The sequence below is a fragment of the Ancylobacter sp. Lp-2 genome, from assembly GCF_020523795.1.
Lineage (GTDB): Bacteria > Pseudomonadota > Alphaproteobacteria > Rhizobiales > Xanthobacteraceae > Ancylobacter.
The window spans coordinates 725,383-749,476 of record NZ_JAJALI010000001.1; the positions used below are offsets into that span (position 1 = coordinate 725,383).

Annotated in this window: 18 protein-coding genes and 1 pseudogene; 5 read left to right on the plus strand and 14 right to left on the minus strand. The window is 60.2% G+C overall.

Annotated elements, in window-relative coordinates; all coding sequences use genetic code 11:
• Positions 1-473: 473 nt before the first annotated feature.
• Entirely contained in the window at positions 474-734 is a 261-nt protein-coding gene (locus tag LGR54_RS03445) for a hypothetical protein (RefSeq protein ID WP_230360545.1), read from the plus strand.
• 215 nt (positions 735-949) lie between these two features.
• Here the strand turns inward: LGR54_RS03445 and cydB are convergent, their stop codons facing one another.
• The 11 genes and pseudogenes from cydB to LGR54_RS03500 form a co-directional block, all read right to left on the minus strand.
• A complete protein-coding gene (cydB, locus tag LGR54_RS03450) occupies positions 950-1,990 on the minus strand; it encodes a cytochrome d ubiquinol oxidase subunit II (RefSeq protein WP_230360546.1) in 1,041 nt (346 codons plus the stop codon).
• 3 nt (positions 1,991-1,993) lie between these two features.
• Entirely contained in the window at positions 1,994-3,421 is a 1,428-nt protein-coding gene (locus tag LGR54_RS03455; RefSeq protein WP_230360547.1) for a cytochrome ubiquinol oxidase subunit I, read from the minus strand.
• Position 3,422: 1 nt separating this feature from the next.
• Positions 3,423-5,747 (minus strand): FdhF/YdeP family oxidoreductase, encoded by a 2,325-nt coding sequence (locus LGR54_RS03460; RefSeq protein WP_230360548.1) that lies wholly within the window; start codon positions 5,745-5,747, stop codon positions 3,423-3,425.
• Between the two features lie 306 nt (positions 5,748-6,053).
• Complete coding sequence (locus tag LGR54_RS03465; protein WP_230360549.1) at positions 6,054-6,806, minus strand: YoaK family protein; 753 nt, start codon at positions 6,804-6,806, stop codon at positions 6,054-6,056.
• Positions 6,807-7,188: 382 nt separating this feature from the next.
• Positions 7,189-8,304, minus strand: a complete 1,116-nt coding sequence (locus tag LGR54_RS03470; RefSeq protein WP_230360550.1) for an FAD binding domain-containing protein — start codon at positions 8,302-8,304, stop codon at positions 7,189-7,191.
• An 87-nt stretch (positions 8,305-8,391) separates the two neighbouring features.
• Positions 8,392-9,435: an HlyD family secretion protein gene (locus LGR54_RS03475; RefSeq protein ID WP_230360551.1), complete on the minus strand. Its 1,044-nt coding sequence runs from the start codon at positions 9,433-9,435 to the stop codon at positions 8,392-8,394.
• Positions 9,432-9,638 carry a DUF1656 domain-containing protein gene (locus LGR54_RS03480; RefSeq protein WP_230360552.1) on the minus strand — a complete coding sequence of 69 codons (207 nt, stop codon included), beginning with the start codon at positions 9,636-9,638 and terminating at the stop codon, positions 9,432-9,434. The genes LGR54_RS03475 and LGR54_RS03480 overlap by 4 nt, the downstream gene beginning before the upstream one ends.
• 13 nt (positions 9,639-9,651) lie before the next feature.
• On the minus strand, positions 9,652-11,709 hold the full coding sequence (locus tag LGR54_RS03485) for an FUSC family protein (RefSeq protein WP_230360553.1): 2,058 nt from the start codon (positions 11,707-11,709) through the stop codon (positions 9,652-9,654).
• Positions 11,710-12,261: 552 nt separating this feature from the next.
• A complete protein-coding gene (locus LGR54_RS03490) occupies positions 12,262-13,389 on the minus strand; it encodes a cupin domain-containing protein (protein ID WP_230360554.1) in 1,128 nt (375 codons plus the stop codon).
• Between the two features lie 299 nt (positions 13,390-13,688).
• Positions 13,689-13,993: pseudogene (locus LGR54_RS03495) on the minus strand (transposase); the annotation flags it as partial.
• Positions 13,994-14,192: 199 nt separating this feature from the next.
• The gene (locus LGR54_RS03500; protein ID WP_230360555.1) at positions 14,193-15,065 is read right to left on the minus strand and encodes an alpha/beta fold hydrolase; all 873 of its coding nucleotides are present in this window, start codon (positions 15,063-15,065) and stop codon (positions 14,193-14,195) included.
• A 170-nt stretch (positions 15,066-15,235) separates the two neighbouring features.
• Here LGR54_RS03500 and LGR54_RS03505 point away from each other — a divergent pair, with 170 nt between their 5' ends.
• Positions 15,236-17,263: an ATP-binding protein gene (locus LGR54_RS03505; protein ID WP_230360556.1), complete on the plus strand. Its 2,028-nt coding sequence runs from the start codon at positions 15,236-15,238 to the stop codon at positions 17,261-17,263.
• A gap of 14 nt (positions 17,264-17,277) precedes the next feature.
• Here the strand turns inward: LGR54_RS03505 and LGR54_RS03510 are convergent, their stop codons facing one another.
• Positions 17,278-18,246 carry an AraC family transcriptional regulator gene (locus LGR54_RS03510; RefSeq protein WP_230360557.1) on the minus strand — a complete coding sequence of 323 codons (969 nt, stop codon included), beginning with the start codon at positions 18,244-18,246 and terminating at the stop codon, positions 17,278-17,280.
• 101 nt (positions 18,247-18,347) lie between these two features.
• Here LGR54_RS03510 and LGR54_RS03515 point away from each other — a divergent pair, with 101 nt between their 5' ends.
• Together LGR54_RS03515 and LGR54_RS25945 are read left to right on the plus strand one after the other, a co-directional pair.
• Positions 18,348-19,241, plus strand: a complete 894-nt coding sequence (locus tag LGR54_RS03515; RefSeq protein WP_230360558.1) for a LysR family transcriptional regulator — start codon at positions 18,348-18,350, stop codon at positions 19,239-19,241.
• A 142-nt stretch (positions 19,242-19,383) separates the two neighbouring features.
• The gene (locus LGR54_RS25945; protein WP_230360559.1) at positions 19,384-20,304 is read left to right on the plus strand and encodes an AraC family transcriptional regulator; all 921 of its coding nucleotides are present in this window, start codon (positions 19,384-19,386) and stop codon (positions 20,302-20,304) included.
• A gap of 23 nt (positions 20,305-20,327) precedes the next feature.
• Here the strand turns inward: LGR54_RS25945 and LGR54_RS03525 are convergent, their stop codons facing one another.
• The gene (locus LGR54_RS03525; RefSeq protein WP_230360560.1) at positions 20,328-21,116 is read right to left on the minus strand and encodes a carbon-nitrogen hydrolase family protein; all 789 of its coding nucleotides are present in this window, start codon (positions 21,114-21,116) and stop codon (positions 20,328-20,330) included.
• Positions 21,117-21,390: 274 nt separating this feature from the next.
• Between LGR54_RS03525 and LGR54_RS03530 the strand changes: the two genes are divergently transcribed.
• A complete protein-coding gene (locus tag LGR54_RS03530) occupies positions 21,391-22,245 on the plus strand; it encodes a helix-turn-helix domain-containing protein (RefSeq protein WP_230360561.1) in 855 nt (284 codons plus the stop codon).
• A 136-nt stretch (positions 22,246-22,381) separates the two neighbouring features.
• Here the strand turns inward: LGR54_RS03530 and LGR54_RS03535 are convergent, their stop codons facing one another.
• The gene (locus LGR54_RS03535; protein WP_370638116.1) at positions 22,382-24,046 is read right to left on the minus strand and encodes an FAD-dependent oxidoreductase; all 1,665 of its coding nucleotides are present in this window, start codon (positions 24,044-24,046) and stop codon (positions 22,382-22,384) included.
• Positions 24,047-24,094: the final 48 nt, after the last annotated feature.

Sequence of the window (24,094 nt, forward strand, 5' to 3'; positions counted from 1 at the left end):
TTAAGAAAATACTTAAAAATCCTATCATCTAGCGGCAGGCTTATATGAAAGGCATTTCTGCTTTACGCCGCAGCGGTGTTTTCGCCCTGTTGTTTTGAATTGGGCTACCCGACGCGAAGCCACGCGCCGCCGCCGTCGCCATCATGAGAGGTCGCGGAAAGGCGGGCTTTGGTTGAGAGCCATAGCCGTTTCCGGGCGACGCTCGCATCCGTAAGTGCCTGACACAAAGCACTGTTATTGCTCATAATCCGCTCGACTTCGCTGCGCTGTGGAGCGATCAGTGGTCGTCAGGACGACGACGCAAATGAGGGGCTTCGGGACAAGGCTGCGTTGGCTGAAGCTCCCTGGCTTCGGTCAGCGGATAGACGGCCAGGCGATCTCCGCCTTGCCGCACGGACGGCAGGATGGCTCCCGTTTCGGGGGCTTGTGGCAGTGGCGGCGCTGATGCCGCCAGATCCCAATGGAGCTGCCTCATGCCGCGTGCGTTCAAACCCACTGACACCCACCTCGTTCTGCTGTCGGCTGCGGCCCAGCGCGACGATCTGCTGCTCGATCTGGCCTCCCGCCTGGAAGGCGCTGATCTGCAGCGTACCGGAGAGAAGCTGCTGGCCGCGGGCCTGGTTGCCGAGACGCTGGTCGGACCAGCCCGCTCAATCCTGTGCGTCAGTCCGAACCCAGCGCGCGTCCGCGCCCGTCCAACCTGCCGCGACCAAAGGGGCGGAGTTTCAAGATAAGCGAACGGATGGGATGAATATTATTTCATTTTATATAATAGCAATGTAATAAATATATATAATATAACCTTCATTGCTTTACCAGAAATAATTTATGCAATTTTCATGAATTATTTCGACTTAAATAAGTATTGTAATCTTAATTTACAAAATCGGGTGGCGTTGAGCTTATGTGTTTAAAATTTATTTTAGTAATATTTGATGGAATAGCAGACTCATGGCTGTGCTTCCCCCCCGCCATAGCCGCCGGCGTGATGCACGGTCTTGCCGCGGAACACCCAGTAGGCATGTGCCTGATAAGCGAGGACGATCGGCAGGATGATGAACAGCCCGTAGGAAATGAAGTGTAGGGTCTGCGGATCGGACGCACCGTCCCAGACGGTGATGGAGCGCGGTACGACGTAGGGCCACAGGCTAACAATGAGTCCCACCAGACCGAGCGCGAACAGCACTAGTGAGAGAAGGAAGGTGCGCGGATCCCAGGTTCCCCACAGGCCGCGCCAGATGGCGAGGATGACGCCGGCGGTGATGATCGGAATGGGCGCGAGGAACAGGAGGTTTGGCAGGGTGAACCAGCGTTCCGCGACCTCGGGAACGCTCCAGGCGCTCCAGGCACTCACCAGCGCCATCATCGCGGTGGTGAGGATGAGGGCGGCATGGGCAATTTCGCGGGCAAAAATCTGAGTGAAATCAGTGGTTTTCCAGATCAGCCAGCCGGCGCCGATGAGGGCGTAGCCGCCGACCAGCCCCACCCCGCAGAGCACGCCGAGTATGGACAGGAAGCTGAACGGGCCACCCGAGAACATGCCGTTCTCGACCGGCACGCCATTGATCAGTCCGCCGAGAATCAACCCCTGGCAGAAGGTCGCCAGCAGCGAGCCTCCGGCGAAGGCGAGATCCCAGACAAGGCGGAAACGCTTCGCCTGCAGGCGAAAGCCGAAGGCCACCCCACGGAAGATCAGCGCGAACAGCATGAACACGATCGGCAGATAAAACGCAGGCAGCAGAACGTAGTAGCCGGCGGGAAAGGCGGCGAGCAGCAGCGTGCCGCCGGCCACCAGCCAGGTCTCGTTGCCGTCCCATACCGGCTCGATGGAGGCCATCATCAGGTCGCGGTCCTCGTCGCGCGGGGCGGCGAGGAACAGGATGCCGACACCTAAGTCAAGTCCGTCCGCCAGTACGTAGACGGTGACGCAGAATACGGCGACAGCGGCGAAGAGCAGCGGAACATGCTCCGCCAGCAGCTGGGCGATCATGGTTCAGGCTCCCGCGTGACCGGCGCCGCCGACCGGCTGCCGGGAGGGTGATGAGGTGTACGATGAGGCCAAATTCCGCACATTGGTGCGGTCGAGGCCGGGATGTTCGGCTGAGGGCGGCGCGCTGTCGGCCGGCCCCTTGATCGCGGCCCGGGCTGCGAACCAGACGAAAGCGGCGAGCAGTAGGTTGTAGACGATAAAGAAGATCAGCAGCGAAGTGGTGACCGCCCCGGCTGTGACCGGCGCCACCGCATCGGCGGTCCGGAGATGGCCATAGACGATCCAAGGTTGGCGGCCGGCTTCCGTTACCGTCCAGCCGGCTATCACCGCGACGAAGCCGAGTGGCGTCGTGCCCATTGCGAGGAAATGGAACCAGCGGGCGCTGAACAGCCGGCCGCGCAGCCGCAGCACCAGACCCGCTACCGCTGTCGCTAGCAACAGCACACCGATGCCGGCCATGATGCGGAAGGCGAAGAACACCACCGGCACATTGGGCTGCTCGGATGGCTGCACCGTCTTCAGGCCCTTCACTTCGCCGTCCCAGCTATGGGTGAGGTAGAGACTGGCGAGATGTGGGATGTCGATCGAATAGAGGTTCTTCTGTTCGCTCATGTCCGGCCAGGCGATGACGGTCATCGCCGGCCCCTTCGTCGTGTCCCACAGGCCTTCCATGGCGGCGAGCTTCACCGGCTGGTTGTCCATGGTATTGCGGCCCTGCATGTCGCCGAGCAGGATCTGCGTCGGGGTAAGGATAAGCGCCATCCACATCGCCATGGAGAAGGCGGTGCGCGAAGCGGCAGGGTGCGTGCCGCGCCACAGATGGAAGGCGGAAACACCGGCGACGACGAAGGAGCCAGTGACGAAGCTGGCGCAGACCATGTGGGCGAGGCGATACGGGAAGGAGACCGTAAAAACTGCCTGCCACCAGTCCACCACGTGGAAGATGCCGTCTGCATCGGCCACCGCGCCGGCCGGGGTCTGCATCCAGCTATTGGCGGCGATAATCCAGGTAGCGCTGAATAGCGCTCCCGTCGCCACCATCAGGCAGGCGAAGAAATGCGCACCCCGCGAGACGCGGCCCTCGCCGAACAGCATGATGCCGATGAAGCCGGCTTCCAGGAAGAAGGCGGTCAGCGTCTCGTAGAGGAACATTGGACCGATGACGTTCGACACCGAACGGGAGAAGCCGGCCCAGTTGGTGCCGATTTCGTAGCTGAGCACGATGCCGGTGATGACGCCCATGCCGAAGCCGAGCGCGAAGATGCGGAGCCAGAAGCGCATCAGATCGCGGTAGACGGTGTTGCCCGTGCGCCACCACAGGGCGCTGAGCCAAGTGACAAACCAGGCGAGGCCGATGGTCAGCGTCGGCCAGAGAATGTGGAAGCCGATGGTGAAGGCAAACTGCAGGCGGGCGAGCTGAACCGCGTCCATGTCACCGCGCTCCCGGACGGGTGGCGTTGGTGCCATTCGCGACGCCGGTTACCTTCGATAGACGAACCGGCACACCTTTGTAGGAGGGCGTGAAACTCATCGGGTCGTGCGCATAGAGCGGCACCAGCGGATTCATTTCCGGGTAATAGGCTGCACAGCCGCCGTCCGGCACAGCGTAGGGAACCACCTTGAAACCACGCAGCGCACGCTCAACGCCGTCGGTCGACAGGGTGATGATGTCGACACGATCGTCGGCCTTCAGCCCGTGTCGCGCCATCTCCCGCTCGTTGAGCATCAGAATGTCGCGCTGGTTATAGACGCCGCGATAGCGGTCGGAGTTCGAATAGAGCGTGGTGTTGTACTGGTCGTGGCTGCGCAGCGAGGTGAGCCAAAGTGCCCCGGTGTCCTTGATGCTGGTATCCTCGCACAGTCCGTCGACGACGAGAAAATTCGCCTTGCCGGAAGCTGTCGCCCAGATGCGCTCGCGCGCCAGCGAGGTTAGGTGGAAGCCACCGGGCTGCTCGATACGGGCGTTATAGCCATCGAAGATCGGGAATACCGCCTCGATATCCTCGCGGATCAACGCATAATCGCCGATGAGCTTTTCCCAGTTTACCTTCGAGCCGGGGCCAAGTGTTGCGCGGGCCATACCAGCGATGATGGCGGACTCGCTCTTGAGATGCTCGGAGGCCGGCTGGTTGTGGCCGCGCGAGGCGTGCACCATCGACATGGAGTCCTCTACCGTGATCGCCTGCGGGCCGCCGGCCTGCAAGTCGATCTCGGTGCGACCAAGGCAGGGCAGGATTAGCGCGTCCTTGCCATGCACGAGATGGCTGCGGTTCAGCTTGGTGGCGATGTGGACGGTGAGGTCAAGTCGACGCATCGCCGACTGGGTGACGTCCCAGTCAGGAATGGCGGCAGCAAAATTTCCGCCGAGACCGATGAATACCTTGGCTTCGCCGCGCGCCATCGCCTCCAGCGCCATGACCACATTATGCCCGAAGGCACGCGGCGGTTCGAAGCCGAAGCGAGCCTGGAGCCGATCAAGGAACACCTTTCCGGGGATCTCAGTGATGCCGACCGTGCGATCGCCCTGTACATTGGAGTGGCCGCGCACCGGGCAAATACCGGCACCCTCGCGACCGATGTTGCCCTTGAGCAGCGCGAGATTGGTGAGCTGCTGGACATTCTGCGCGCCGTGACGGTGCTGGGTAATGCCCATGCCGTAGACGAAGATGGTCCGTTCCGCCTTCATGTAGGCTTCGGCGGCCTGGACGATATCTGCGTGCGATAGTCCGGACTTGCGCTCGATGTCATCCCATTGCGTCGCCTTGAGATCGGCGACCAGCGCCTCGATGCCGACCGTGTGACCGCGGATGAAATCCCAGTCGAGCACCGCGCCGCGTTCCTCGCGCCGGGCAGCCTCATCGGCGTCGACGAGGTGCTTCATTATGCCCTTGATCACAGCGACATCGCCGCCGATCCTCACCTGAAACAGCGGCGAGGAAATTGGCGTCGAGGTTAGGGTCGCCATTTCGATCGGGTTCTGCGGCGCCTGGAACCGCTGAAGCGCCCGCTCCGGCAGCGGGTTGAACGACATGATGGTGGCGCCGCGCCGCGAGGCATTGCGCAGGTCGGTCATCATGCGCGGCGAATTGGTGCCGGGGTTCTGGCCGAAGATGAAGATGCAGTCGGCCTTCTCGAAATCGTCCAGGAGCACCGTGCCCTTGCCGACGCCAATGGACTGTGGAAGCCCGACGCTGGTGGCCTCGTGGCACATGTTCGAGCAATCGGGGAAATTGTTGGTGCCGAACTCGCGGGCGAACAGCTGGTAGAGGAAGGCGGCCTCGTTGGAGGCGCGGCCGGAGGTGTAGAACTCCGCCATGTTCGGGTCGGGCAGCGCGTTGAGATGACGGGCGACCAGCGCGAAGGCTTCCTCCCAGCTCACCGGCTGGTAGCTGTCCGTAAAGCTGTCGTACCGCATCGGATGGGTCAGGCGGCCCTGCATTTCCAGTTCGAAATCAGTAAAGGCTTCCAGCTCGCTCACGGTGAAGGAGGCGAAGAACTCCGGCGTGCAGCGCTTGGCGGTGATCTCCCACGCGACCGCCTTTCCGCCATTCTCGCAATATTCGAAGGGCGAGGTGTGCTTTGGGTCGGCCCAGCCGCAGCCCGGGCAATCGAAGCCACCAGGCTGGTTCATCCGGGCCAGCGTTACCATCCCGGCAACGGTGACATCCTGCTCGACTAGGGCAGTGCCCATGGCTTTAAGCGCGCCCCAGCCTCCTGCTGGGTGATGATAAGGGCGAATGGATTTTACAATACCCATATCCGTCTCCTGTCGAGAAGAGGCTTAAGTCGCTACGAATAGATTTATGGAAGTATCACCAGCTGTGTTTCCAGATTATGGGTAAATAAAAGTTGTTCCATTCTACGGTGGGTTTGTCAGGTCAACCGAATGGGCTCATGGCGACATACCTTGGTATGGATCGGTGCCGGCGCTCGACGCGAGAGCATGCGACTTGGAGCGTATGGAGCGCATCATGTCTGGCCCCGAACAAGAGGACGACGCCTGGAGGCAACTATCATCGCAGTGTTCAGACGGGATACGGGTGCGCGTGACGCGCCTGATGCCTTACAGCCATCGAGCGAGGGCAGCGATAAGCAAGACAAGGATCAGGAATGCTGCGGCAACTAGGCACCCAACGAGCCCTAGGCTGGCGAGGCAGAGCGTTCCGGCCGCGGCTCCGCCGACGAAGGCGCACCAACTCAGCATGTTCGAAGCACTGCGGGCCGCCGCGCCTTCGTCGCGGAACAGCCGTGCGACCGATTGACCAAGGCCAAACAGAGCTCCGGTTATGAACCCCTTCCCAACGTCGGCGCCAGCTATGACCTGATGCAGAACGTTTTGCGCGCCCATTGCGATAGCGATGAGCACAAGTGCGGTGTGGGCGCCACCGCAAAGAGCCAATACGACCGCGATCAGAACCAGCAGGGCTTCGGCACCCAGCACCGCAGTCGGCATATGACGACCCGCACGGTCGGCGATGAAGGTGCCAACACTGGCGCCAACCACAAAGGCGAGAATAATGGTGATGACCGCCAGAATGTCCGGCAGCGCCCCTGCGGCCAAAACCATGCCGAGATGGGTACTGTTGCCGCTCATGAACGAGACGTAGAGGTGGTTGAGTTCGATATACGCAGCGGCATCGAGAGTGCCCGCCAAAACGGTCAGAAGCGTCGCGAACAGCGCCGGACGGGTAGATTGAAACACGATGCGGCTATTGCCGACGCCACTGGTTGGTGTTTTGGCACTGGCAGGGCGCGCCTTCGCGCCTGCCAGTGGGGGGTGCCGATCGGCTCCTGAGACGTCGTCCGCATAGCTCACCGCTTACATCCCTGGCTGGTGGCACGGCATGGCTTTGATACGCCTGGGATCCACTCTCTGCCGTGCAGAGTGCCGATCGTTTGGCGAGACGATGATCGCACCGTGCCCACGAATGCGTGGACTTGACTGGTGAGGTGTGCGAGGCGATTCAATTTATATTGTCGGTATTGAAGTATAATGTAGCTTAATTTGATAAATATGGAGATAAGTCAACATATAGTTCTTAGACCCGCAGATGGTGGGTCTTCCGACTTAGTTGTCATGCAAGCAGGCAGGATGCGTGCCGCGACTGGCGACCACCAGTGCAACCATCGGGCGGCGAAGGTGGGATGGCGTGGGGTGTCCACGGCCCCGTGCCGCGATGAGCTTGGCCGGGTTGTGCTCAGCCGAGCGATTGTCCGAGCCGCTGTCCGTAAGCGACGACCGCACGGTCCACCGGCATGCGCTTCGCCTCGTAGGTAGCGAGTGCCGTTTTGAGGTCGGACGTGGCAAGCAACGCATCGCGCAAGGCGAAGGCGTCGCCCGCGGCCTTGGCCACGCCCATCGCGGTGTGAGGCCGTGCGACGAAGGCAGCGTCCCCCATCAGCGCCACACGGCCGGCGACCATGCGAGGGGGTACATAGTCGAAGATGGCATGGACGAACGGGTATGGCTCGGCGGCGACGGCGGCCGCGAAGGAGGGAGGCAGCAGCTTCTCGGCATCGGCCCGCATGCCGGCGATGGTGGCGGGCAGGACATGTCTTGGCGCCAGCGAGAAGGGCTGGCGCGTACCGGTGATGTCAGTCAACAGGCTCTCAAGCGCTGCCGGCGGGTAGCGACGATACCATACCCAGTTATAGCGGCGATGACCGGCATCTGTGCGGCCGTCCGGCCCGGCCACGAGATAGCCGAGTATGTGCGAACCGGGCATCTCGAAGAAGGCGAAGCGCTCGAATAACTGGTTCGCGGCGAGCTGTGGCATCGCCGTCTCCGGGACAAGGCCGCGCCACGTCGCGTAGCCGACATATTCCGGCAACGAGTGGCGGCCGGCTACGGCGGGGCGAACCACCGAGCCGATGCCGTCGGCGCCGATCACGAGGTCGGCCCTCTCCTTGTGGCCATCGGCGTAGCGCACGACAACGCCACCGGGTTCTTGCACGATCTCAACGGCGCGACGCCCGATTTGGTAGCGGCTGTCCGGTAGCAGGTCGCGGAAGCTGCGAAACAGTACGTCCCACGATAATTGCGTCTGCGGAGTGTGCTGTCGGCTGATGATGTCTCCGCTGCGATCGAGATAGATCCGCTCATGGGCGACGACGCCGATGTGCGCGACATGCTCAAAGCCGACCTCGCGCAGAATGTCGAAAACCTCGCGTTGGGCAACGAGGCCGGCGCCGCGTCCCTCCAGTCCGTGAATCGAGCGCTCGGTGACGGTGACGTTGAGGCCTGCGCGATGCAGTAGCACGGCGGCGAAGAGACCACCGATGGAGCCGCCAATAATGAGGATGCGGGGGCTCATAATCGTTCCCTCCAAGGGGGATTGCGAAGGGGCCGGCCGATTGATGCGCAAGCCCGGGACGAGTGGTTTTCGTGGGAGGCGTTTCGTTCAGGGAGAGCCTGTCGCACCTGCAGGAAGATGAGAGGGCGCCGAAGCAGCCGAAGACTGACCCACAGGCGCCGGTGCGACGGGCACCGCCTCGGCGGGAAGGGGAGGGACGGCCAGGGCCTCGCCCGCCGTGTTGCCGATGAGGGCACCGTTACGGTCGATGGATATGGAGGCAGTGAGGCCGGCAGCGAGCCGGACAGACGGCGGCACATTGTCCAGCGCGACGCGCACCGGCACGCGCTGGGCAAGGCGGACCCAGGTGAAGATCGGATTCACCGTAGCGAGACCCGAGGCGTCCGGCTCCGCGTTTGAGACGGCGATGCCGCGTCCGATACCGATGACATGGCCTGCAAGCGGTTCAGAATAAGCCATCAGAGAGACGCTGGCTGGGGCACCGAGACGGATGCCTTCGAGAACGGTCTCTTCGAAATAGCCGTCCACCCAGAAGCTGTCGCTGTCGATTACCGACAGTGCGCGCTCGCCGGAGGTCGCATAGTCGCCGGGTTGGGTGAGCAGGTTGGTGATATAGCCGTTCACCGGGGAGACGATCCGCGTCCTGCTAAGATCGAGCTTGGCCTTGTCGCGATTGGCCAGCGCCTGCTGATAGGCCGCTTCGGCCATGGCGGCGGCCGCGGCATAGGTCTGCTGTTCCTCTTTGGAAACGGCGATCGCGTTCAGTTCCGCGCGCCGCTGCGATTCCGCCTGCTTGTTGTCCAGGTTGGCCTTGGCCTGCGCGACCGCTGCTTCCGCATTGGCGAGTGCGATCTGGTAGTCATCCTGCTCGACCATCATGAGCAGATCGCCTTTGCGGACGAACTGGTCGGCCTTCACCGAAAGCTGGACGATACGCCCGGAAACTTGTGGCGTGACGGTCACGACATAGGCGCGCACGGTGCCGTCGCGCGTCCAGGGGGTCTCCATGTAGGACTGCCACATGCGCCAGCCGAGAAACGCTGCCGCCCCCAGTGCGCAGAGTGTGAAAAGGATTGGCAGCATCTTGCCGAGGGAGACGGACCGGTCACTTGCCGGCTCGGTGACGGTCATTGGTGAGCTCCCACGACGAGAACGATGACGGAAAGGATGATGACGTAGATGCAGAGGTTGAAGAGGCCGGGGTGCCAAACCCTGCGAGCGATGCCGCAACGGTTGGCCAGCATGCTCAGCGGGAGGGTCACGATCCAAGCGGCGAGCATCATCACCGCGAACGGCGCGACATAGACTCCGAGGATGCTGATTTCCGTGTACATGGTTCGAGTTCCCTCACGTGAAGGAAAGCAGGAGCAGGTCGAGCGGCTCGACCGGTTCGGAGAGCAGTGCGGGATGCGAATCGATGGCATCCGTGATTACCGCCAATGCCGCTCGCAGACGTGCCGGCCGCACCGTCTCGTCATTGGTCGTCGGAGGTGGCGGGTGATCAGCGAGACGGCTCGTCGCGATGAGTGTTTCCCGCGCCGTTGCAAGCCGGCTTTCGGCGAGTTCCACCAGTGCCTGCGACAGCGAGGTGCCGGCCGGGCCGCGAGGTATAGCCTGGCGCAGATAAATCACAGCCTGGCCGAGGGCTAGCAGGGCTGTGATGTTGCCGGCTACTTCCAGTGTGGCCTGCGGCGGCAAGGCCTCAATGCGGCGGGTCAGCAGGGCGGTCCAGGTCGCAAGCGCATGCGGCCAACGACCCTGCGCCAGCCTCCGGAAGTCCCGCAGAGCAAGCGCCTCAAGACGGCGCGCGCGAATCTCCGGCCGAGGCACCGGCATGACGACGAAGAACATAGTCCCCACCACGGTGCCGAAGACGATCGCCACCACCAGATTGAAATAGTCCGCCGCGCTGTAGAGGATTGGATTGCCGACCCCAAGCAAGGGCAGCGACACGACGGACATGGCGAGAAAGACGACGCTGTGCCACTTGCCCGCCTGTAGGACGCCAAGCGGCACGAAGAGCATGACGAGCACGGTCATCAACGCTGGAAAGGTCGACAGCGACGGTAGGATGGCGAAATAGAGCCCGCCGCCCAGAACCGCCATAAGTGCTGATCCGATCGCGTAGTCTTTCGCAAGGGCACGTGCCTGATCGCCGAATGAACCAAACACCAGCGTACCGATGGCGGCGAATACCACGGCGAACGAGCCGTTGGGCCAAGCGGTGAACACCCAGAATACGCAGGTCACAAGTACCGCTGAAAAGACGCGGACGCCGTTCAGGATGGCCGGCAGCGGATCCGCGACCACGAGAGGTGCGGCCGGGCCCATCAGGCGGTCGCCTTCCCGGTCGCTCAGCAGAACAATGCAGTCGACGAGATCCGCGAGACTGATCGCCACGTCCCGCGACGCATCGACCAGCAGGCAACTGGTTGAATCAGTACTGGCAATGGTACGGAACTCGCCGACGACCTCGCGGCAGATCCGTTGCAGCCGTCTGGGGTCACTGCGTATCAGGGAGACGTCGACGCGTTGCAGAAGAGGCACGACGATCGATGTGACACTCAACTCACCATCATGTCTCGCGAGGCGATTGCCGACATTGCGCCACGCGACCAGCGCGCTGACAAGGGTTGCCATCATCCGCTGAAGATTGCCAGTACGCGAGCGGAAGAACGAGGATTCACCAATGGTGGCGTCGACTTGGGTATCGAGGGAGCCCAGCGCCCGCGTGAGATTGCGGCGCGCGGCCTGCAGTTCGGGCGTGTCATCTGCTCGCATCAAGGTTTCGAGGAACCCACCGACAAGCTGCTCGGTTGTCTGTTGCAACGTATTGGCAAGCTGGCGGCTGGCGGTGCCGAAATCGGTGAGAAGCATCACGAGGCCGGCAGCTCCAATGCCGATGCCGATCTCTCCCACCCGGATCACCGAGAGAAAGAACGCATTGCTTGGGTTAGTCAGAGAGTCGGCAAAGATGATGGTCGCGGTTATGCCCGCCAGCGCAGCGGCGTAGGACGCAAAGTTGCGCAGCATCACCACCGCGAAGCCGCATACCCCGCACCACAGTGCAAGCGACAACATCAGTATGTCGCGCTGCTGCGGAAATACCGCGTAGAGCTGCACCATGACCAGCGCTCCGACGATGGTGCCGATCACGCGAAAGCGCGCTTTCCGTAGCGAGGCGCCGAGGTTCGGTTGGCATACGATGGCTGCTGTGGTCGCCGCCCAGAACGAGTTCTGCAGCTCGAGAAAATAGGTGATGTACAGGGCCGTGCACACAGATGCTGCAAGACGGGCGCCGAACAGCAGTCTTGGATTTAAGCGGACCACCCAAGATCCCAGCGCTGCAAACGGGGTGAGCGGGCCATGCAAATCTCGGGCGCGGGATTCGTAGGTGTCGCTCATCGCGTTACCATGCCGTTGGACAGATCGATGTTTCTGAGCATAGGCAGGGGGCGATTGCGGAAAATCATACTCCCGTGTTCGCCACCCCCACTATGGTTTGCTTGTCCCAGCCTTTTCGCAGGTGAGCGGGGGTCCATCCTAATGTGCAAATTAGGAGAGGCAGCTCCACCTCGCGGCGTTGAGGGCGTAGACTCAAACAGTTGAGCTGGCTTTTGGACGGCCGCTCCCCCGACATGCTGTCGCGACGCGAATGGCTGGCCTGTTCGGCATTTATCCAGGCGGTTTAGGCTCAGGACCTATTGGTTCGGTTCGGTCAGCCTTTTGCTGGTTCCGCGGACACCGAGATGAGGCGTTCAACGGGGCTGGAGAGCGGGAATGCAACGACGGAGGTTCAGCTGTTAATTCATGCTTTGGGTCGTGATCTTGATGAGGGCAAGCGAGCAATCTCGTGCACGTTCACCCGGGCATCTCCGCCTCAGAAGATTGGGTTTAACAAGCCACCCCTTTGGCATATGCCCGGATGAACAATCTACATAGTTTCGACAACTAGCCTTAGACGACGGACTGGTAGGCCGTCCGCAGAGAGGACAGCAACGGCTCGCCGACGTCCAGATGGCCCTGGACCAGGTGCTTTGGTGTCAGAGCAAGCCAATTATTAAGGGAAACGTCCTTGAACTCGCCGGTATGGAACACGTTGAGAACGCGCACTGGTTCATCGCCTGTGTTCTCGATATAGTGAGCGAGCGTTTTGGGCACATAGCCCACATCGCCGGCAACGAAATCGAAGGTACGTGCGTTGTTCACCGCGTCGAAGACGGTCATACGCGCCTTTCCACTGATGTAATATTGAATTTCGTCCGCGTCCGGATGCCAGTGGATCTCGCGCATCCCACCAGGTTCGAGGTCGATGATCAGTGCGGCAAGGTTGGTGACCTCGAAGTTCCTTGAATCGATGATCTGGGTAGCGCCGCCGGGATAGGTGGTCGGGGTAACCTGCGAGGCGCGGAACACATACTTGTCGGTGAAGTTCACTGCGCCAAGGGCTTTGCGGACCTCCTCGATGGGCGGCGGCACCGGCTGGCGGAAGATGTACTTCTCCTCGGCTGGGATCCCGTCGAAGGCCTCAACTGGCACGCCGAAATTCTTGGCCAGCACCTCTCGCGGGGTGTGGGCGAACAACTCGGTAACCAGAAGTGTCTGGTTCTCCGAGAAGTTGCCATCATTGAAGACAAGAACGAATTCCGTTCCCTCTTCAAGACCTTGGATGGCATGCGGGAACCCAGCCGGGGCAAGCCACAGATCGCCAGGCCCCAAATCTTCGATAAGCGTCTGGCGCTGATCGTCGACCAGATAAAAGCGCACGCGCCCGTTTAGCACATAAGCCCATTCGGCCTCCTTGTGCCAGTGCAGTTCACGCACCACGCCCGCCGGCAGCCGCATGTTAACGATGGCGAGTTCCTTCAGGGAACCGAGTTCGCGCTGAGTAACTTCGCGGGCCCAGCCACCGTCCTCTAGGCGATTATGCGCCATCGCAAAGGGGTATTTCAGATTCGGGATGCCGCCATGATCGGTCAAGGGCGGGATCAAGATATCAGGGTTCTGTGCCTCTACGCCCGGATTGCGCGGGCCGACGATGTCGGCACCCTTCGTGCCTACGATTGGCTGTTTCAAAGAGTTCATTTAAGTTTCCTCTAAATTATATATTTTAGTGTAGAAGTTGGTTTAAATCATAAACAACAAATATCCATAATCTGTATGGACAATGCTGTTTGACTCTCAAGGTGATTTTGACATGGAATTGTTTGGCTTCGTTCGAAAACGCACGCAGTTTTGTTAAATGAAATGAAAATAGGTACTTTGGTAGGAGTATATATTTGTCGTATGCGATAATTTATCGAAGTAGATGGGCCGGGATAGGTCGCCATATGAGGGGCCATCTACACTGAAGGAAGCCCGTCGCTTGGGCGCAGGACTCATGGCTAGAAAGGCGCGGATGCGGCGAGGAGTATGGTGAACGAGACGGTGGTCGGATATCGGTCGTAACGGGTGGACAACCGGTGCCAGTTCTTCAGTCTGCCGAAGATGATCTCGATACGTTTTCGGCGATTGTATCCGCGCTTGTCGCAGCGGAATGGGCTGGGTCCGGATTTTCGCTCTGGGATGCAGGGCTTGATGCCCTTGGCCTGCAAGGTTGTCTCTAAACGTGCGCGTCGTAACCCCGGTCGCCCAGCCGCCACTGTGCCCTAGGCAGACTATCTAGCCGGGCCGCAGCGCCGGTGTAGTCGCATGCCCGCCTAATCTGAATCAGATTGGCAAACCAAATAGCTGGGTCCTTAGTCAGGGTCTATGTGGGTCGAACTCCAGGTGGCGAGCGCCATTTCGGGCATGTTTTATGGTGCGAGCGCTCTATTTTCGAACTTAGTAAAATATGGACAAATTTAATAGAAAAATTATATTACATATAATGTAATTATCTATATGAATCATACGGCTTGTTCAATAAATGAACTGATTATGGAATTGAATTTTGATGGATTTTCGAGAAACATGAAGTGCGATCCGCCTTCGTCATTCTCAAATATGACCGTGTGCGAATACTCGATTGCCCTGCCAAGTGATACCATGGCCTGCCACGGAACGATGCTCCGGCGGGCACCCACGCACAGACATGGACGGGTGATGCGAGCGATGACGTCCCTCCAGTCCTTGAACGCGTGATCGTAGAACAGCTGTGCGGCCTGCCGGCGCGGAAACAGGGCGTTCTGATCAAGCACCCAGGCCAACTCCCTCGATGAATAGCCGGCACTGAACATGCTGGTGACAAAGGAGGTGCTGAGAGAGCCATCGTCCCGAGCGAGCCGGATGACAAGATCGACCGCTTCCTCTGCCGAGAGGATCGACCCCGCGCTGAGCCGCTCCTGCTCGGACCAGTTCGGCATGCTGACGATCGCCGAGGCCTGATCGACGAAGACCATGCGCTCGACCTTGGCCTCGCCATACTGTTCCAGGTAGCTCCATATCACCGACGAGCCCATGGAGTGCCCGACCAGAGTTACGTCGCTCAAATCGAGGGCGCGGATAAGATCGTCGAGGTCGGCGGCTAGCCGGGCGATCCGATAGCCATGGTCCGTCTTCTCGCTGTGTCCATGCCCGCGCATATCGACTGCAATGACATGATGAGTCGCCGCCAGATGCTCGATCTGGAACTTCCATTGCGCAGCCGTCTGCGACCAGCCGGGAATCAGGACGACCGGCTTGCCGGCGCCGGCGAACAGATAGTGCAGCTGAACGCCGTCGTTCGTACGGAAGGAGCCTTCGGCCCAAGATTTTCCGGCACTGCCGCCCAGCTCTCGCATCTTGCCTTTCCCAATCGAGGGCACCGCCACGTCGAGGCCGGCGCGCGGCGGTAAGCTCGGCTGAAAAAGCACAGAAGTTCAAGACAGGCCGCCGGAATTGTCGTGCTTATTCGATCATATGGAAGGCTGAGGGCTGAACGGTGTCCGACTGTCATCGGACGCGGGGGGATGTGGATTTCGTGGCGCGCGTGTCAACGACAACGGCCAATTCAGTAAATGGAGACAGGTGGGGCTATCCGGCCGCCGCTCTTGTTCTCGCCATGCTGTTTTGCGCTGATCTCTGGCTTCCGGTTCATGGTCCGATCGCGGCACTTTATATCATCGTGGTGCTGATCATCGCGTTGTGCGGTCGGCAGGCGCTTGTCGTTCCAGCGGGTGTCATCTGTCTCGTTCTTACGACCATCGCCTTTCTCGTCTCTCCGGTCACGGCGACGAACCCCAATGCGGTGCCCGATTTCGTCATAAGCGGGTTTGTCATTGTCGGCGTGACGGCGCTTGCGTTTCAACTTGGCATTCAGCGCGGCCCACTTCTCGAACAGGCGCGCATTCTCGAACTCACGCACGACACGGTCATCGTCCGCGACGCCCAGAACCGCATCACTTATTGGAACGATGGTGCAGAGCGGCTCTATGGTTGGGCACGCCAGGAAGCGATCGACGTTGATTGTCATGATTTGCTCCGGGCCCGCTATCCGGAGGTCGATGTCGAGATGGCGCTGGCCTCACACGGCAAATGGGTCGGAGAAGTTACGCGACAGCGAAAAGATGGAAGCGAGATTGTGCTGGCCAGCCGATGGCTGGTGCGTCTCGATCGGCTTGGGCGCCGAATAGGCATCATTGAGGCGAGTTCCGATCTGACCGCCGAACGTCGTGCACATGAGGACCGCAGGATCTCCGAAGAGAGCTACGAGGCGATCTTCCACGCATCGCCCGTATCAATATGGGAATCCGATTGGACCCGTGTCCTAGCTCACTTTCGAGCCCATGGCGTGACGCCGCAGACGCTGCGGGCCAGCCGTGATCAGCTGAGTATCGTCCGCAATCTTGGTTCGACGCGCATTGCCAACCTGGCGACCGCTATACTGTTCGGCGTAGAGACCCCGCGTTCCATGACCGGCAAGACTTTCGTCGCTCACTATATGCCATCGACCGAATTCGCGCTCGCTGAAATCTTTGCTACCTTCCTCGAAGGTGGGCAGATGCGAGAGGTCGAAACCCAGTTCCGAACCACCTCAGGCAATATTATCGACGTGCTTTGGCGCGCCACTCTTCTGGCGAGCGAGGCCGAGTGGTCTCGGGTGCTCATAACCGCCGTCGACGTGACAGATCGCAACAAGGCGCGAACGCAACTGGAACAGGCGGCAGCCGATCTCGCCCATGCCGCGCGAATATCGACTTTGGGCCAGTTGTCGGCCTCCATCGCCCACGAGGTTAGCCAACCACTGGCCGCTATAAAAACATTTGGCGAATCCGCCAAGAGATGGCTCGCCGCACCAACGCCAGCTCTGGACGAAGTTGTCAGTTGCCTGAATGGCATTGTCTCCAATAGTACGCGCGCGTCCGATATCCTAGCGCGCGTGCGCTCAATGGCGAAAAAGGAGGCCTCGGTGCCCGAGGTCTTCGATATGGCGGAGCTCGTCATGGAATCTGTGCGCATGCTTCAGCGCGAGGCGAGCGCACATGGAGTCCATATTCGCGAGTTTATCGAGCCCGACTTGCCTAAAGCGTTGGCCAATCGCGTGCAGATCCAGCAGGTCACCGTCAATTTGATGCTCAATGCCGTTCAGGCCATGGACAAGGTCGAGGGGCGCTCGCGGGAGGTGCTCATTTCAGTCACGCTTACGCAGGATCAGATGATGCTCGTGCGGGTTCGCGACAATGGCACCGGCATCGCGCTGAACAATCCCAATGATATCTTCCAACCGTTCCATACTACCAAGGCGGAGGGGATGGGCATGGGGCTGACCATCTGCCGCTCCATCGTCGAAGCGCATGGTGGAGCCATAAGGGCCGAGAATAATATCGACAATGGCGCGACGGTCGCCTTCACCGTACCGATGCTTATAGGTGAGGTCGATACGGAGCACCTGCAGAGGGATGATGGTCACGACCAGACCGGCGGTATAGTCGTTATGGCGAGGCGCAACTTTGGAAGCGGCTATCCAACGGGGTTGACTGATGTCAACGGGGACCGCTGAGTACTCGCAGTCGGCTACTCGGCATGTTGTTGTCCAAGCGAAACGCGAAGTGTCCTATTCTGCACGTCGCGCCGCCAAGCACCCGGACTGGCGCCGACCTGACGACTAAAAACGCGCGTGAAGTGGCTTTGCTCCGCGAAGCCGCACATCAGGGCGATGTCTGTCAATGGAAGCGACGTTCCAATCATAAGTTGCTTGGCCTCGGCAATGCGGAGCTCTGAGAGATAGCGATGCGGCGAGATTCCCATGCTGTTCCGGAAGGCGCGGGCAAAATGGCTTGGCGTTAGCTGGCACTCGCGCGCGATCTCTTCGATCGTCACCTGACTACCGATCCGCGCCGTTAAAAGCTCTTTCGCCCGACGTTCCTGCCATGGTGCCAACCCGCCTTCAATATGGGAACGCCGTACGCGTAATCCGCCGTAGGTCTGGGCAAAATGCGCGAGAAGGCTGAGGCCCAGCTGGTCGATGAAAAGGCTGCTGACCGGCATTTGCCGTGCGGTGATTGTCGTGAGCGCGCGGGAGAGGGCGGCCAGAGTCTCGTCGTTCTGGTCACGGGGCCATCTAAGCGTGTCGATACCTCCTCCACCATGCTCATGGAAAAAGTCCTCGAGCAATTGACGCGGAACATAGAATTGCAGCGCTTCAAACGGGCCAATGAATTCGCATTGGGGATTATTGTGAAGGTCGATGACGCTCACGGTTCCGGCTGCAAAGCCGCTCGAGTACCGCTGCTTGCCCGCCAGCCAACAGGAATGACGTTCGAGATCCTTCAATTGGTGAAGAATACTGAAGGCATCTTCCGTAGGGATCGCCGTGCTTCGTTCGCGCGTCAGCTTGTCACACGAAATATGTGTGACAGCAAACGGGAATTCGATGCGTTGATTGGTGCCGGCGATGAGCCCCCCCGACATGCCTAGGTGGTTGCAGATGCGTTCGCCAAAAAAACCGCGGGGCATAACGGTCTCTGTCTTGAGAGGCGACATGCCAGTACTTTTTCCTCTTTGGTACGATATGCTTAATATAATACTCGACGCGCTCTCCATCATCGGGATAGAAAGCGGGACAGCACGGACTACAATTCCGCATGGATAAGCTTGACGGCATCTCCATCTTCGTTCAGGTGAACGATTCCGGCAATTATGTTGCGGCTGCCCGCGTGCTCGGCATTTCCGCCTCGGCGGTGGGCAAGGCCATCGTCCGACTGGAGGAGCGGATCGGGGTCCGTCTGCTCCATCGAAACAATCGAAGCATCGGGCTGACGCCAGAGGGCGGCGTGTTTCTTGCCCATTGCCGCAACATAATGGCCGAGATGGCGGCGGCGGAGGCGAGCCTCTCGCGCGCTCATGCGCGACCGAGCGGAAAGCTGCGGGTCAGTGCACCGGTCGGCAGCGAGGGATGGAACCGGGTCGTGTTGCGGTTCATGGCGAATTTCCCGGACGTCGATCTGGAGGTCAGTTACACCAATCGCCTGGTCGACCTGATAGAAGAAGGGTTCGATGTCGTCTTGCGCATTGGCCCGCTCGAGGACTCGCGCCTGATCACGCGGCGGGTGGGTACCTTCAGCCTGATGCTGGTGGCGTCTCCCGCCTATCTGGCTCGGCGGGGAACGCCCGAGACGGTCGAGGACCTGCTGGGCCATGATTGCCTGCGCAATCGCAACGTTTCGCGCAATCGTCTCGACAATTGGCCACTCGGTGCGGCGTATGCACATGTGAATGCTGAGTTGTCCAACAGATTCGTCGCCGACAATTACGCTGTGCTTTTGTCGGCGGTCTTGGACGGGCTTGGTCTAGCCTGCATGCCAAGCTTCTGGGTCAAAGAGTACGTTGCCCAAGGGGCCCTGTGCCACCTGCTTGCCGATCAAATGGCGAATGAGCGAGCGGTATCCGCCGTTTGGCCCGCAGGGCGCGGGTTTCCGATCAAGCTGGCAGCTTTCGTCGACTTCATGGCGCAGAATCTACCGGCGATCCTTCGTTGACCCGCACTGGTCCGCTGCCCGCGAAGTGCAAGCTCATGCACGAAATTGCATAATGACCGGCATTTCCGCCAATCCTCGCTGCCCGTATTTCCTTAGTGTGCCGGCGCAAGCTGTCTGAGGTCAGCTGCTACGGGAGGGTGAGGTGATTGAGCGGCACGAGCGACCCGCTGCATTTAAGGAGCAACTGTACCGTCAGTTCGGAGTGGCTTCAGAGATGGTCGTGAGCACCAGTTCGGATTGCAGGGTCAGTCTTGAAATGGCCCGTCTCCGTTACGATCAGCCAAATTTTGGCGAGGTATCTGTCCCGGCCAATGCTTCTGGATTCATAATCAATATCCAGCTCGGAGATCTGCATAAACGGAAAGTGCGCTGCGGGAAGACGGATAGTATTATCACATATAATCGCGATGCAATAAGCATTCACGATTTGAGAGAAGATTATAGTGCCGAACTATTGACACCTTTCGATTTCGCTGTGTGTCATGTGCCGTATGAAACATTCGAGGCCATCGCACAGGAAGTTGGGATCAAGAATTTCAGCACCTTTGATTGCTCTATCACGACGTGTGATCCCGTAGCTGCGAGTCTCTGCCGCGCCCTCTTGCCTGGCCTGCACCGACAGCGCACAAGTGAGGCCATCTTCGTGGATTCAACCGCGGTGGCGCTCGTTTCTCATCTTGCGAGCACCTATGGTGGGCGAGCGCCCGCGCCAGCGACGGGACACGGTGGGCTGGCCGAATGGCAGAAGCGCCGCGCGATCGAACTTCTCTCCCTGACCGGTGACGCGGCGCGAAACATGTCTGTCGCGATTATTGCGGCAGAGTGTCGACTGTCACGCAGTCATTTCGTCCGGTTGTTCAAGAAAACGACGGGCCTGCCGCCGCATCGCTGGCTGACCGAGTACCGCCTTGACAAGGCGAGGCGCCTTCTTATGGAAGGTAGCCATTCGATCGCCGAGATTGCCGATAGATGCGGATTTTCCGATCAGGCGCACCTGACACGCTCTTTTGCCTCGGCCGTGGGGATCACGCCGGCCGCGTGGCGCAAGCGCCTCAAATCCTGAACATTCGCGTCATGCGACCCGTATCAACCGGGCATCGCCTCCAGCGCCCCGCCCTCTGCCAAGTAGCACGGATAGCGACATTTCTGGCGTCGCGCCACGCGGGCGTCGATATCGACTACAACAACAGCTTGGCTGGACGAGGTTGTCGCCATGAGCTCACCGTCGGGTGCGAAGGCGAAACCCGATCCGCCGAATTCCGGATTGTTTCCGGCTCGACCCATACGATTGGAGCTGACCACGTAACTCCCTGACACAATGGCAGCCATCGCACCGGCCGTCACGCACGGAGACGCTGCGTCCGTGGCGCGCGGCACGACGATCAACTCAGCTCCGTCGCCGCCCAGATTGCGGGCGAGCTCATTGAACATTAGCTCCGTACACAACAGCATTCCAACCCGAACACCGAGGACATCAGCGAGCAGGGGGGCTCCACGACCGGGCCGAAACCAGGTTCTTTCCCGCCAGCCTTCCTGATCGGGTAGCACGAGCTTGCGGTGCAGGTAGCGAATGCGTCCGCCTTCGAGTACCACGCCTTCATTGGCCAGACGACCGTCCGACCAGACCGGGCGAGACGTGATGACGGCAGGGAGGTCGAGGTCGGACAGCGCGATGATGCCCTGCTCGTGAATAGCAATGCTTTCCGCGGCCACCTTCTCATCATAGCGGGGCGATTCCGCGATCCATCGTCCGAACGGCAATTGGTTCGTCACCAGAATGTCCGGGCCGGCGGCTTCGATGTCGCTAGCGAGAGCTTGCCATTCCGGGCTGGAGGGAACGAGCCCGTCGGGCCATTGGACAAACGCTACGCGCAAGGAGACCTCCAGTCCGACTCGTCAAGGTGCCAGTGGCTGATGCTTCGCCTTACTCACGACAATTCTACCCTATCGGCCCTGCTAAAATCACAGCCTTCAAAAGCCGTGCTCCCGCGCTATTTTGACACCGCGCCGAATAGTGCAACACTATATCGTCCGGGCGAGTGACGCTAGTTTGATCTTTTTGAAGCACGGGTTGGGCCGTGAATTGATCTCCGGGGACCGATCCGTGAATGGGAGGAACTATGGTGCCAACATTGCTCGGCATATACATTTGAGCGACGCTCCACATCTTGTCATCGGTACGGCGGCGCAGATGCAGCTGGCGGTCACGCGCCTTCGCTCGGATGCTGCACCGCCCGCCGCGACACTGCCGATCCCGTGCGAGCCGGCGTTCATGGTGAGCCTGCAACTTCGGCACAATGCCGATCACGAGCTCTGGCTCAACGGAAAGCGGGAATTCAGGGGAGCCTATCGGCAAAATACCGTGAGTGTCGTCGATCTCCGGCACAATCCCATCGCTCGTCCACGCAACGCATTCGATTTTATCAGCTTTTATGTCACGCAATCGTCCCTCGACAACGTTTCCCGTGAACATGACGGTCACGCCATAACCTCCCTGAACTGGCCCCGAGGAACGGAAGACCCGATATTGGCGGCCTTGGGAAGATCTTTGATTCCCGCCTTGGAAGAGCGATCCGATCCCGGTTCGCCAACTGTTCAACACATCGGGCTCGCAATTCGCATCCATATAGCGTGGGCCTATGGGGGTCTCGATGCAGCGCGGCTGGTGACCGCCGGTGGCCTCGCCGGTTGGCAGGAGCGCCGCGCAAAAGAATATATCCGCGAGAACTTCGCCACTTCGCTCAGTATTTCCGACATCGCGCGCGAGTGCGGACTGTCACCAAGCCATTTTACTCGGGCATTTCGGAAAAGCACGGGGATGCAACCGCATCGCTGGCTCACCCATCATCGGGTAGAAACCGCGAAGGCGCAGTTGTTAGAAAGTAAAATGACGGTCGCTGAGATTGGGATCTGCTGCGGATTTGGCGACCCAAGCAATTTTGCGCGCGTCTTCTCATCCGTAGTCGGATTAAGTCCGAGTCTCTGGCAGCGAATGCATCGCTGAGGCCGGCGTCGAACGAACTCGCCAACGTGATCGTACCGAGGGATTCTGTTTCAGAGTTTGGTCACGCCGCCGTGGCCTCGGATCCACGGAACGGCGGCAGAGCAGCCTGGAGTGATCTCGATCTTCAGGAGGCAGCTCATGTCGCGGTGCGTGCAAGATAAGTGTGAATCTGGGAAACGACTGCGGCTCCTTCGCCAACGGCGGCGGCAACTCGCTTCGTCGATCCGGCCCGGACGTCGCCGATGGCAAACACACCTGGCCTGCTGGTCTCGAGCGGCAGTACCACGGGCCGGTCAGGACCACCTTGTTGCCCGGTGACTACGAAGCCATGAGCATCGCTATCCACGCACCCGTCCAGCCATTCGGTATTCGGATCAGCGCCGATGAACAGGAATAGATGGTGCACGGGTAGGGTGACTGACCTTCCCTCGTCAAGTCGACGACACACTACCCCGCGAAGGCCATGGCCCGTATCACCTTCCAACGCCACGACCTCTGTTCTTGTATGCATCTCCACATTCGGAAGCGAGCCGATGCGGTCGATGAGGTAACGCGACATCGACGCCTCCAATCCACTCGCCCGAACAATGAGGTGAAGTCGCTTCACCTTTGGTGCGAGGAAAGCGATAGCCTGCCCGGCGGAGTTGCCTCCCCCGACCAGCGCCACGTCCTGGCCTGTGCAAAGGCGGGCCTCGATGGGTGATGCCCAGTAAGCTACGTCCGACCCCTCAAATGTCGCGAGATTGGCGACGTGCGGGCGCCGATATCGTGCTCCAGTAGCAATCACGACGGTGCGCGCCTGCACTGTCGTGTCGTTGGATAGTGCGAGACGCCATGGCTCCACGCCGTCCTTCTCGCAGTCGAGCCGCTTCACCTCTAAAGGAATTGCCAGTTCGGCACCAAACTTCTGTGCCTGGTTATAGGCTCGCCCGGCCAAGGCCTGGCCGGAAATGCCGGTGGGAAACCCCAGATAATTCTCAATGCGAGCAGATGCGCCCGCCTGCCCGCCGATGGCTCGTTGGTCCAGCACCAGCACCGAAAGTCCCTCGGACGCCGCATACACAGCCGTTGCCAGCCCGGAGGGCCCGGCCCCTACCACCGCGACGTCGTAGACCCTTTCGGGATCAAGCCGGGGTAGCATGCCGAGGCAGGTCGCGACCTCAGCCGTGGTGGGGCGCTTGAGTATCGTGCCGGTCGGGCAGATCAGCAATGGCAAGTCATCGGACAGGACGCCGAGCCGTTGCACAACAGCGCGGCCTTCCTCGTCCTTCGATGCATCGAGAAAGGTAAAGGGGTAGCCGTTTCTCGTTAGCAGTCCCTCGATTACGACAAGCAGTCCCTCGCCAGGCCGGCCGACGAGAACCGAGCCTGCCGCTCCGCCCTCGATGAGCCCCACGCGCCGCAGTATCAGAGCACGCATCAGCAGCTCCCCGATCTCCGCTGAGCCTATGGCAAGAGCTCGCAAGTGAGAGGCATCCAAGGGGAGTGCCGTGCATCCCTCTGGACCTGCGGTCGCTGCGGCATACGACGGACGTCCCGCCAACTGGCTGACTTCTCCCGTAAATTGACCAGGGCCCTGCACGGTGATCGGCTTTTCCCGGCCAAGTCCATCGCGACGCACGATCGCGATCGAACCTTTCAGGATAAGCCATGTCGGGACCGCGACGTCACCGACGTTGAATACCGGCTCACCTGGATGGAAATGCCGTTCCGGGCCGCTCGCGAAGCGTTGCACCATCTGCATTTGCATCGCGGTGAGGACGGGAAACATCTGATGCTTGCGTTCGTCGATGAGGCTCACGATTACGATTCCCGTCCGGCCGTCATTGTCTGGGCAAGGCTCCAGCCT